Here is a 12,006-nt window from a genome sequence, read left to right as displayed (position 1 = left end):
CCATTCCTTTAAAATTGTGGCTTAATTGTTAAGTTAATATTTTTTAATTGCTCAAAAACATCTTTATCTTTAGATACAGGAAGCGTATCTGCCATACGAATAGCTCTAAGAGCAGCTTCGCAAACCAGTTTATCCCCGCCTAAAGAGCGGACTTGAGTCACAAGACCATTAAAACCTAAACGAATATTCACACGGCATTGCTGGTTTTTCATTTTTTCATCAATTAATAAATTTTGCTGGATACGTGCCATTATTAACGCTTTAAACTTATCAACTTCGGTGCCAACCTGCTGTTGACGTACTTTATTACGAGCAGCTTGTTCTGTTGCCAGCTGCTCTTGCAACATTTGCTCTTGTAACGCTTTTTGGCGGGCCTCTTCGGCAGCTTCAGCACGTTTTTTAGCTGCTAACTCTTCACGTTTACGATCGTCTTCAGCTTTCTTTAATGCATCTTCTTCAGCTTTACGTTTTTCAGCCGCCGCTTGTGCAGCTAATTCCGATGCTTCTTTTTGCTTTTCAGCCTGCTGCGCTTTAGCACGTTCTTTTTGCTCTATCTCACGCGCTTTTTTTGCTTGAGCTTGCGCCTGTGCCGTTTCTTTCTCTTTTGCTCTTCGCTCTTGCTCTAATTTTTTTATACGACGATCTTCAGATTCACGTTGCTTGCGTGCATCGGTTGCTCTGCGCTCAAGATCTTGGATACGTTTATCTTCGGCTCGCTTTTGCTGCTCTTCTTTACGCCTTAGTTCAGCAATTTTTTGTTCAACCATTTTTTGATCAACCGTCACAGCTGCAACAGCGTTTTCGGCTTCTGGCATAGACGTGTTTAACGTTACTTCCATTACTTTGGGACTTGGCGCATGAAAGTTTGCAGTGCCTATGAGTACGCCTATTATTGCAAAGTGCAATAATACTGATTTAATTACTGAAGCACCCATATTAGCCTTTAGTCCCTTCAAATGATTCTGTCATTAAACCAACCGATGGAACGCCTGCGTTCTTTAAAAAATCCATTAATAGTAATACTTCTTGATATGACACTTTGCCTGATCCTTTAATCATCACTGGCGTGTCAGGGTTTTTCATCAGCTGTAATTTGATGACCGCAGCCACATCAAGTGCCTCCATCGGCTCTTCTGGATCAGTGCCAATACTCACGTAATATTTACCTTGGGCATCTATCGAGGCAATGATTGGCGGCGTATCTTTCGTATCAACTAAATCTGATTCTTCCATTTTAGGAAGATCAACTTTAACGCCGTGTGTAATCAAAGGTGCTGTTGCCATAAAGATGATCAACAACACTAACATAACATCAATGTATGGGACCACGTTTATCTCTGCAACAGGACGACGCTTTTTACGTTGGTACATTCGCTTTTGCCTCTATTTGTGTAGCTGCTTGACGGTGTAAAATATTCGCAAACTCTTCCATAAAATTAATGTAATTAGATTCAAGCTTTTCAACTTTATTTGCAAAACGGTTATAAGCGATAACGGCAGGGATTGCTGCAAATAAACCCATAGCAGTTGCAATCAATGCTTCTGCAATACCAGGAGCAACCATCTGTAACGTAGCTTGTTTAACTTCACCCAATGCAATAAAGGCATTCATTATTCCCCATACAGTTCCAAATAAGCCGATATACGGGCTGATAGAACCGACAGTTGCTAAAAATGATAAGCTTGATTCAAGTTTTTCTATTTCTCGTGATAAAGCAACGCGCATAGAACGATGTGTGCCTTCCATAACAATGCTTGCACTTTCGAATGTGGTTTTTTTATGGCGTGCAAACTCTTTAAAACCAGCAATAAATAATGCCTCTACGCCTGTAGAGTTACCACTGCGTGATGTGATTTCATTATAGAGCTTACTTAAATCTATACCTGACCAAAATTTTTGTTCAAAGCGCTTAGCATTTGATAGCGCATCTGAAATAGCTTTTTTGCGCTGGAAAATAACAGCCCACGACATAACTGACATAGCCACTAATGCCAACATAACCAATTGCACAAGAAAACTTGCTTCTAGAATTAAATCTAAAAAATTAAGTCCTGATCCCACTTTAAACTCCTACTTAAGGTTTCTTGTATAAATAAACATTTTATTATACGCCAGTGTATGACCAAAAACATGGCCAAAAGTTGCAACTAGTGTATCCATTCAATTCGGTACTGACAACGCTATTGCTGTGAATTAGCAACAAAAAACGTTAAAAGACAAACTGATTGTTCTTACCTCAAATGAATCAAATATTCTATTAAATTAAAAGTAAGTACATAATGATATATATTGCTGCGTATTTATTATAAAAAACATCATAAAACACACGTTTTATTCACTATAAAAGAATAACCACCCAAAACCAATTTAAAAACATGAAGCAGGATAGTTAAACTAATGTAAAGTTAATTCAAATTAAAATTAAAAAACATTTAATTCATACACTTAAAAAATAAAAAACACTATTATCGACCACTTTTCATGCAAAAACAAAAATCAAACATTAGTTTTATTAATCTGAAAATTAAATTTTTCTAGTTTGAACAAAAATAATAAAGCCGCTATTATTCTCCCATACCGAGCTAGCGCTGCAATGAATATTTCATTACACCCAGTTCTTTGCAACATGATTCTGATTTTTCGTGTTGCTCAGTTTAAAGTCATTTTGATAAAACTTGATGAATTTAAACTACTCCCTGGATTACTTCCTTCAACTTGTTGTTTGCCCGCATTTTTTGCGGGCTTTTTTTTGCCCGCAATAAAATTACTCTTAATACCTAATCATTCTAGGGCGTGTTAACCTTTCGTGATTGATTTTGCAGCAGTCTGTTTGGTATTTAGGCAAGGCAGCGCCTATGCAGTGTGGTTGTTCCCCATAAATAGGCGATAACGCAGTATAAATGCCAAACATGCGCTGCCCAAAGGGTTCTTCCTAGGGGCGATTGACTCTTTGTTGCTCGGTTTTTACTTAGCCCGCTAGGTTTCAAACCTCGCGCCGCGATTAAATCGCCCCTAGGTTGAACAAATTTCAATCCATAAAGGTAAACACGCCCTAGTAACTAAATTTTAATGCACTGAATATAATTACTTGTTTGAATTATATGGATATTAAAGTATTCCACAGCAAATATTCGCACTTCTCAGAGGGTATACAATATAGCTGGCAAACTTAACTGTAAGTGAACTTATTATTAGGAATTAAACAAATACTATGCCTGCTTCAAATCAGAGCACAGTATTTATTACTTTATATAAGATGGGATTACGGTTGGAATATGGTGTATCTTCAGGCATGCTAAAGCTACAAAAGTTGACCAATATTACTCTTTTTTAGGCTGTAAGCCAAAATGGTGATATGCATTATCTGACACAATGCGCCCTCTTGGGGTTCGTTGTATAAAACCTTGTTGAATTAAGTAAGGCTCTATTACATCTTCAATGGTTTCTCTTTCTTCACCAATGGCTGCGGCTAAATTATCCAGACCAACTGGCCCGCCCATAAACTTCTCAATAATCGCGAGTAAATATTTACGATCCATATAATCGAAGCCGCTTTTATCTACGTCAATCATATTAAGCGCGAGCTCTGCAACCTCGGCATTAACTGTACCGTCTGATTTAACTTGCGTGTAATCACGCACTCGTCGCAACAGACGATTAGCTATTCGTGGAGTACCCCGTGAACGTTTAGCTATTTCGATTGCACCATCATCGCACATTTCTAAATTTAAATAATGCGCAGAGCGCCCCACAATCGTCGACAAGTCAGCCACTGAATAAAACTCTAAACGCTGTACTATACCAAAACGATCTCTCAGCGGTGATGTTAACGATCCCGCACGAGTTGTAGCGCCTATCAAAGTAAATGCAGGTAAATCAAGCTTTATTGAGCGAGCAGCTGGGCCTTCACCTATCATTAAATCTAACTGGTAATCTTCCATCGCTGGATAGAGGATCTCTTCAACTTGTGGACTGAGGCGATGAATTTCATCAATAAACAGAACATCACCCTCTTCAAGGTTTGTAAGCAATGCCGCTAAATCGCCAGCTTTTTCAAGTACAGGCCCTGAGGTTGTTTTAATACTTACACCTAGCTCGTTGGCAACAATATTGGCTAATGTTGTTTTACCTAACCCCGGCGGGCCAAATATTAATAAATGATCAAGGGCTTCACCTCGGCTTCGTGCAGCTTCAATAAAAATTTCCATTTGCTGCTTAACATGTGGCTGACCTGTGTAGTCGGCTAAAAGTTTTGGTCTAATTGCACGATCAACAACATCTTCATTACTTTGTTCGGTGGCATCTATTAAGCGATCCGCTTCAATCATGGTTTACTCACAACATTGATTTAAGAGACTCTTTGATCAGAACCTCTGTAGACATATCTGGCTTGCTAATCGCTTTAACCGTTTTTTGTGCTTGCGCCAACTTATAGCCCAATGAAACGAGTGCAGAAATTGCATCATCAGCCGCATTATTCGCAATTAAAGCATCTGATGCGGGCTGTATTACTGCATTATCACTAAATGGCGTGAATAAGTCATTACCCCAATCTTTTAAGCGGTCTTTCATTTCAAGCACAAGGCGTTCTGCGGTTTTTTTGCCAACACCCGGTAATTTCACTAAGCTAGTTGCATCTTCATTGTTCACACAGGTTACAAATTGCTTAGCCGACATTCCTGATAAAATAGCTAAGCCTAATTTTGGTCCAACCCCATTTGCTTTAAGTAATTCACGAAATAAAGCGCGTTCAGTTTTGTTATTAAAACCAAATAATAGCTGTGCATCTTCTCTCACCACAAAATGAGTGTAAACAATTGCCGTTTCACCAATATTGGGTAAATCATAAAAACACGTCATTGGCATGTTTACCTCGTAACCTACTCCAGAGACTTCAAGTAAGATCTCAGGTGGTTGCTTCTCTACCAATATACCGTTTAATCGACCTATCATTATTATTTCCTTAGCCTTCCTCTAACGGTTTTACTGGCACTGCCCGCTAGCTTTATTAAGTTTTGATTAGAATGTGCATGACAAATAGCAATTGCCAGTGCATCCGCTGCATCGGCTTGCGGCGTACCTGGCAGCTTTAAAATATTTTTTACCATCTGTTGTACTTGTGATTTATCTGCACCACCATGGCCAACAACAGCTTGTTTAATTTGCCTTGCTGAATATTCAAATACGGGTAATTCAGCCACAGCAGCTCCGACAATAGCAGCTCCTCGGGCCTGTCCTAGTTTAAGTGCTGAATCAGGGTTATGCGCCATAAATACTTTTTCAATCGCAAACTGTTCTGGCGAAAATTGCGCTATTAATTGGCTAATACCTTGAAAGATCATTTTTAAGCGAATAGGAAATTCGTGATCCGCCAGTTTTATACATCCACTGCCTAAATAGGTAAATTTTGCACCTTGATGAGCAATGACCCCATAGCCCGTCAACCGCGAACCTGGATCAATCCCTAAAATAATAGCCAAGCTCTTGCCCAATAAATATAACTTACTAATAAAGTAATAATGCCAGAGCACTGTATAAATTACCAGTACATTGTCAATGCAAAAACCCGCAATTGCGGGTTTTTGTGTTAATACTATAAAATGAGTCGCAATATTAACCGAGCGAGCGCAGTAAACCTTGGGTATTTTTACGCATTGTTCGAGCAATCATAAAGTAGCCTAAAACAGCCACAAATGTGCCCCCTACTAAAGGACCGATGATCCAAATATGCGGGTGTAATTTACCGGCTAAATCAAACATTTCTCGTTGCACAATAAATAATGCGACATCACTCACTAGAGCCGCAACAAAGCCAGCCGCACTGCCGAGTAATAGAAACTCGTATAATGTCGCATTTTTTATTAATCGGCCTTTTGCACCTAGGGTGCGTAAAATCACTATTTCTTGCATTCGCTCCCCTAAGCTTGCTTGCACTTGCGAAATTAAAACTAGCGCCCCACAAAGCACCACAATGGCAAGTACAAAGCCAATTGCCAATGATACTTGCGAAATAGTCGATTGAATTTGTTTAACAAAACTATCAACATCAATAGCATTAACCGTTGGGTAAGTACGTAACAATTCACTAAAGTCACGTTTTTGATCCGTCTCTATACGAACTGAAGAAATATATGTCGCAGGAAAATCAGCCAATACATCCGGACTCAAAATGATAAAAAAGTTTGGCTTTAAGGTGGCCCAATTTACTTTACGAACACTCGTTATTTTTGCATCAAACGATTGTGCGCCAATTAAAAACGTTAATGTATCACCGAGTTTTACGTCTAAACGAGCCAGCATTGATTCTTCAATTGACGCTTCACCCGTCGCACTTTCAGAAAACCACTCGCCATCGATGATCTCATTTTGCGCTGGTGATTGTGTTAACCAGGTTAAATTAAGCTCTCGCCCGATACCAGAGCGCGCTTCTTCATCTTTTTTCTCATTATCTTGCAATGATACTTCACGCGCTACAAGTTCACCATTTACCGCATTAACACGCCCGCGAATAGTTGGGTAAAACTCTGATACTTGAATTTTCTTTTGCGCTAAATAGTCAGTTATTACGGGTAATTCAGACTCCGTAATATTAACTAAAAATGCATTAGGTGCGTCATTCGGTAATTGTGACTGCCAATCAGCAATCATGTCGTTTTTAAGTACCACCAAAAATAAAAGTAATTTAATCGCTAATGCAAAGCTAATAAGTTGCACTGAATTTGCATTTGCGCGCTTTTGAATTGATGCAATCGCCAACGACCAACTATTGCCTGGTCGTAAACCTAATTTACGACCGCCCCCAAAGATGACCCGTGAGACCAAAAACAACAAACCAATAAGCACCAATGTTGAAACAAACAAAATTGCAGTAATTTTTAAGTTATTACTAAATAACCACATTAATAAAAATACAGTCATTGCAGACATGGCTAAATGTACTTTACTAACAAGTAATCTATCCCCTAAATTACGACGCAACACTCGCAGCGGCGGTATATCAAATAAGTCTAACAACGGCTTAATTGAGAACATCACAGCACAAATCACGCCTGTACTAATTGCCGTTATCCAAGGTTTAATACCCGCAGCAGGTAATGTATTGTTCATAGATTTAGCTAAATAGTTCGCTGCAATATCTTGTAAACCAAAGCCTATGAGCAAGCCAATAAGCACAGATAAAGCGCACACCATTGATAAATGCAATAAGTAAATTTTGCGGATCATGTCGCGGCTACCGCCAAGGGTCTTCATCATCGCGACAGGATCGTATTGTCGCTCACAATAACGCTTAGCAGAAACTGCAATAGCCACAGCGGCTAAAATAATGCCTAATAAACCTGCTAACAATAAAAAGCTTTCAGCACGATTTAAGCTATTAGCGATAGGAGATTGACGGTCTTTTACACCATACCATTGCTGATTTTCTTTTATTTGTGGCTTAAGCCAAGCATAAAAGGCATTAATATCAGACTCTTCACCAGCGTATAATTGACGATAGAACACTCGGCTTCCAGGCTGCACAACTTGCGTTTTCTCAATGTCGGCGCTATTTAACAAAACACGGCGACTGCTTGAAAAAATATTAAAAGGTGCATCAGGTTCTTCCACTAATACTTTTTCAATTGTAAATTGCGCTGCGCCGAGTTCAACCGTGTCGCCCACTTTTACATTTAACGCGTAAAAAACAGATTCACTAAACCACACATTGCCCGCACTTGGCCCTTGATTTACAATTTCAACCTGTGCATCTAAACGAGCCTTAATTTTTAACTCACCTTTGAGCGGGTATTCAGGCGACACAGCTTTAACAGAGCTTAATTGCATTTCATCATTAGCAAACAACATGGTATCAAAATAAGTTAACTGGGCTGTTTTTAAATTCTGCGAATGTGCTTTTTCTAAATACGATTGTGGTAAAGCGTGACTGCTGGCAAGTACTCTATCCGCTGCGATAAATGCACTGCTTTTTTGCGCAATACTTTGGCCTATTCTGTCTGTAACCATAGATAAAGTAAGTACAGTCAAAACGGCTAATGCAATGGCAGCACAAATAACCGTGAGTTCACCACGGCGAAATTCACGAAAAAATAGTTTTAATGCTAATTTAGCCCACATCAGCAAGAACCTCGCTGGTATCTTTTACCAGTTTACCCGCCTCAATTTGCAAAACATACTGGCATTTCGCAGCAAGTGCCTCATCGTGAGTCACCAGTATTAGTGTTGTGCCATGTTGTTCATTAAGCTCAAAAAGTAAAGACTCAATCAATTTACCATTTTTACTGTCTAGGTTTGCTGAAGGCTCATCGGCAAATAATATTTTAGGCGTACCAATAAACGCACGGGCAATGGCTACACGCTGCTGCTCTCCGCCTGATAGTTGTGATGGGTAATGTTCTATGCGATGGCTTAACCCTACTTTTTCAAGTAAATCTAACGCTTGTTGTTTTGCATTAGCGCTGCCCGCTAACTCCGCAGGAAGCATTACATTTTCAAGGGCAGTTAAACTTTGTACAAGCATAAAAGACTGAAATACAAACCCAACTTTTTGTGCTCGCAGTGCTGCTCTTGCCTCCTCATCAAGTGTATGCAAAGCATCACCATCAAGAATTATTTCACCCTGTGTTGATTGATCAAGTCCAGCTAATAAACTAAGTAAGGTCGATTTACCTGAACCTGACGTGCCAACTACAGCAACTGAGTCACCAGACTTGACATTAAAGCTGATGTCGCTGAGGATGGGTAACTCACCTTCAAGGGTATTTACCGTTTTAGACAGTCCATTAACTTGAATAATATTTACTTGAGATAGCGCTGACATATGATGCATTCAATCCTACGTTTAATATTTGTTTTTCTAATTGTAATCAAACCACTTACAGCTGCAGCTGACAACACAATTTTAATTTTAGGTGACAGTTTAAGCGCCGCTTATGGTCTAAAACAAGAGCAAGGCTGGGTTAAATTGTTACAAGATAAGTACGACAAAGAGCAACTAAACATCCAACTTATCAATGCCAGTATCAGTGGTGAAACCACTGGCGGTGCACTAAGACGTTTAGACTCATTGTTAAATGAATTTCAGCCAAGTCACGTACTTATTGAACTTGGCGGTAACGACGGCTTACGTGGTTTTCCAATAAAAAGGCTTGAGCAAAACCTCACCCAATTGGTAAACTTAAGCAAACAAGCTGACGCCAATATAGCTATTATGGAAATACACATTCCACCTAATTACGGCCCACGTTATACCAGTCAGTTTACAGGTAGTTTTGAAAAAGTCGCCACCGCAACTGACAGCCACTTAATGGACTTTTTTGTACTCAATGTTGCAGGCGATCCAACGCTGATGCAAAACGACAATATACACCCTAACAAAACTGCACAACCTATATTACGTGACATTATGTATAAATCGATCAAAATGTGGCTAGAAAAGTAACCTTTTGCCACTATACAGCTATTAACTAAGTTCAATAAATGTTCAAACAAACAAAAGGTTATTGATTTTTTATAAAATATGGGTATATTGCATGGAAAGTCGGTATGTGGCGCAGCTTGGTAGCGCACTGTCATGGGGTGGCAGGGGTCGAGAGTTCGAATCTCTCCATACCGACCAATTAATTCCTTTCAAATGTACCTCTAAATTTAATACCTACATAATCTTCAAGCGAATCAGTAAAAAGTAATTTTTTATATATATCACGTCAACTTTTTAAAGCATTGAATCTTCTCTATTGTTTATTTTACTATGAATTTAAGTTGCTGGGCTATTTTAAACTAGGTAAAACATTTCAACTGAGGTGTATCCGAATGAAAATAAGAAAATTCTAGTTCAAGCCATCAGTAAACGTTAATTGATAACACAAGGCTCTAGATGTAGAATTAAAAGTAGATGATTGATATGAGGTGATTATGATGAGTAAAGATAAGAAAAAAATCACAAAAAATATGATTTTAAGGTCTGTTGCTAGTTCTACAGCTATTGAAACTGGCGCAACAGTAAAAACAATAGAAAAAAGGTTAAAAGCAAATAAACTTAAATATGAGTCTCTATCACTCGCTATTTAATTATATCTCTCACGAGCCTTTCAATGTGTTGGTAATCTCTGCTTACACCCGCTTGAATTGACTTAATGTAAAAATCTTTATGCTCATCCCACAAGCTATAATCAAGCGTTCCTTTGCCAGTTTTACTACACAGAAAGTCCATTAACAGACGACTTATCCTGCCGTTTCCCTCACGAAATGGATGAATTAAAATAAACTCAACATGGCTCTGAGCTAAAAATGATACAAGCTCTTCATCGGTCATTTCTGGTAAGTTATTAAATCGTGATAAATACTCATCTTCAAATACGCTAATATGCCTTTCAATTTGCAGAGGTGACATAAACTGAAATCCACCTTTGCCCATATCAACACTTCTTATTTTACCTGCCCACTCGTATACATTACCTAGCCATTGTCTGTGCCAATTAGCAACATTTTGAAAAGAAAAAACGTCATCTTCTGGCTCTGGCGTTGTAAATATTTTTTCATATAGTTTAACTAAAAGAATAGCCTCAACATCATCCATCTCTGCTGCATCAACAATCGCTAACTTGTTCGCTAAAACTAGTTTTTCAGATCCTAGTTGACAAATAGACAAACCTGAATTCGGTATTTTGTTCCCATTTAAAAAATGATGCACGGGCCAAAACTATGCCCGTACCATTTTACTCATTATTTTTTACTTGTTTTTACTAATTACTGACTTAATATTTTGTAATTCTTGACATGAGCTAGGTTGACACTCCCTTGTTTCATTGTCTTCCAATACATCCAAAACACTATACCCGTACTTATTTTCATTAACAGTATTTGCGCCATTATTCATCAACAGATTCATTGATTTGTAGTTACTTAGAATTGCGGCATAAATTAAAGGTGTATTGTCAACTCCATCCCTAACAGCAATACAAGGCTTAAATTTTAATAATATCTTTAGATGCTCTCTACGATCTGGTCCAAGTACTTCAAATATTAAACTTCGCCTTGCAGAAGCTCTATATATATTTGGGTCACCACCATTTTCAAGCAAAGCTTGAAGAAAAAAAGAATCTAAATTTACAGCTGCAAGACTAAGCACATTGCTATCAGGGCTAATTTTATAGCTTGGATTAGCTCCATTTGATAAAGCTTCTAAAAACAAATCTTTATTACTAGATTTAATAGCATCTACCAATTTCACATTTTCAAGCTCTATACTATTTTGGCTCTGAGCTACTGTAACTTTTGAAAAATCTTGATCTGCAAAACAACTAGGCAATGATAAAAATATAAAAAATGGAAAAATGTAGTTTAGTTTTAACGTCTTCATAATTAATACTTCTCCAATGCTTTAATAATTTCATTAATTCCATGTGCGCGTAACATTTCTCGTTGGTTATCACCTTGCATACTGAATGCAGGATTTATCATTATTCGATTTCCTAAAGCTCTTGGAAATAAACCTGTTTGATCTTGCCCCCATGAAACAATGTCTCTCTCAAAATAGTAGGCCATTATCCTAGATGAACTTCCATTATTTGCAAAAAAACCCATTATGCTATTTTGATGGACTCCCGCAGAATTAAAAGTTGAAGACCTTAAAGAGCAACAATAAACTTTAATTTAACAAACACTGCTGCTCCTTTAAATTTACTTTTTAAGCTAATAATTTATCTTTTATTTCTAGGTTGCTTTCATTCCATCCATTAAATGAGTTAATAGTACTCTTAAGCCTAAATTACGCGCATGAAAATTACTGCATGATTGCAGTTTTAATTCTTTATTGAAGACTTTTAACTTTATCCCAGTAGCTTTTCGCTGTTGCTGACGTTGCTACGCCGTTTTCTGTTCAAGTGTTCACAGTAACTCTCTTGTGAGGTCGTCCTACCTACTGCGCCATGAAATACGCGTGTAAATTGCGTGGTCAGTTTTAACCAATTTTCTGGGGAGATATTGACTCTTTCTAGTAAAGGTAA

At 38.1% G+C, this 12,006-nt stretch carries 12 protein-coding genes and 1 tRNA gene; 3 read left to right on the top strand and 10 right to left on the bottom strand.

From position 1 onward, the window contains the following. Positions 1–8: 8 nt before the first annotated feature. The 8 genes from tolA to A7967_RS03300 form a co-directional block, all read right to left on the bottom strand. Positions 9–935: a cell envelope integrity protein TolA gene (gene tolA, locus A7967_RS03335; RefSeq protein ID WP_054204784.1), complete on the bottom strand. Its 927-nt coding sequence runs from the start codon at positions 933–935 to the stop codon at positions 9–11. 1 nt (position 936) lies between these two features. Next, positions 937–1,371 (bottom strand): protein TolR, encoded by a 435-nt coding sequence (gene tolR, locus A7967_RS03330; protein ID WP_054204785.1) that lies wholly within the window; start codon positions 1,369–1,371, stop codon positions 937–939. Further along, on the bottom strand, positions 1,358–2,062 hold the full coding sequence (gene tolQ / locus A7967_RS03325) for a protein TolQ (protein WP_054204786.1): 705 nt from the start codon (positions 2,060–2,062) through the stop codon (positions 1,358–1,360). Before tolQ ends, tolR begins: the two co-directional genes overlap by 14 nt. Positions 2,063–3,321: 1,259 nt before the next feature. Next, entirely contained in the window at positions 3,322–4,329 is a 1,008-nt protein-coding gene (gene ruvB, locus A7967_RS03320) for a Holliday junction branch migration DNA helicase RuvB (protein ID WP_054204787.1), read from the bottom strand. Between the two features lie 7 nt (positions 4,330–4,336). After that, on the bottom strand, positions 4,337–4,954 hold the full coding sequence (gene ruvA, locus A7967_RS03315; protein ID WP_054204788.1) for a Holliday junction branch migration protein RuvA: 618 nt from the start codon (positions 4,952–4,954) through the stop codon (positions 4,337–4,339). A 2-nt stretch (positions 4,955–4,956) separates the two neighbouring features. After that, positions 4,957–5,481, bottom strand: coding sequence for a crossover junction endodeoxyribonuclease RuvC (gene ruvC / locus A7967_RS03310; RefSeq protein ID WP_054204806.1), 525 nt, complete (start codon positions 5,479–5,481; stop codon positions 4,957–4,959). A gap of 133 nt (positions 5,482–5,614) precedes the next feature. Beyond that, complete coding sequence (locus A7967_RS03305) at positions 5,615–8,116, bottom strand: ABC transporter permease (RefSeq protein ID WP_054204789.1); 2,502 nt, start codon at positions 8,114–8,116, stop codon at positions 5,615–5,617. Continuing rightward, positions 8,106–8,819, bottom strand: coding sequence for an ABC transporter ATP-binding protein (locus A7967_RS03300; RefSeq protein ID WP_054204790.1), 714 nt, complete (start codon positions 8,817–8,819; stop codon positions 8,106–8,108). Before A7967_RS03300 ends, A7967_RS03305 begins: the two co-directional genes overlap by 11 nt. On the opposite strand from A7967_RS03300, the gene A7967_RS03295 reads away from it, so the two are divergent. The 3 genes from A7967_RS03295 (at position 8,820) to A7967_RS22960 (ending at position 10,069) form a co-directional block, all read left to right on the top strand. Continuing rightward, positions 8,820–9,440 (top strand): arylesterase, encoded by a 621-nt coding sequence (locus A7967_RS03295; RefSeq protein ID WP_054204791.1) that lies wholly within the window; start codon positions 8,820–8,822, stop codon positions 9,438–9,440. It abuts the gene before it with no gap. A 100-nt stretch (positions 9,441–9,540) separates the two neighbouring features. Then, positions 9,541–9,617: transfer RNA gene (locus A7967_RS03290), tRNA-Pro, on the top strand. Positions 9,618–9,913: 296 nt separating this feature from the next. Next, positions 9,914–10,069 (top strand): hypothetical protein, encoded by a 156-nt coding sequence (locus tag A7967_RS22960; protein ID WP_157601482.1) that lies wholly within the window; start codon positions 9,914–9,916, stop codon positions 10,067–10,069. On the opposite strand, the gene A7967_RS03285 is transcribed toward A7967_RS22960, so the two are convergent. After that, positions 10,062–10,691, bottom strand: coding sequence for a Fic/DOC family protein (locus A7967_RS03285; RefSeq protein ID WP_231659008.1), 630 nt, complete (start codon positions 10,689–10,691; stop codon positions 10,062–10,064). The two genes, A7967_RS22960 and A7967_RS03285, sit on opposite strands and share 8 nt — an antisense overlap. Before the next feature lie 39 nt (positions 10,692–10,730). Next, on the bottom strand, positions 10,731–11,360 hold the full coding sequence (locus A7967_RS03280) for an ankyrin repeat domain-containing protein (RefSeq protein ID WP_054204792.1): 630 nt from the start codon (positions 11,358–11,360) through the stop codon (positions 10,731–10,733). Positions 11,361–12,006: the final 646 nt, after the last annotated feature.

The organism is Pseudoalteromonas neustonica (assembly GCF_001653135.1).
Lineage (GTDB): Bacteria > Pseudomonadota > Gammaproteobacteria > Enterobacterales > Alteromonadaceae > Pseudoalteromonas > Pseudoalteromonas neustonica.
The sequence above is the reverse complement of the archived record's forward strand: the minus strand, read 5'-3'. Positions and strand labels throughout refer to the sequence as shown.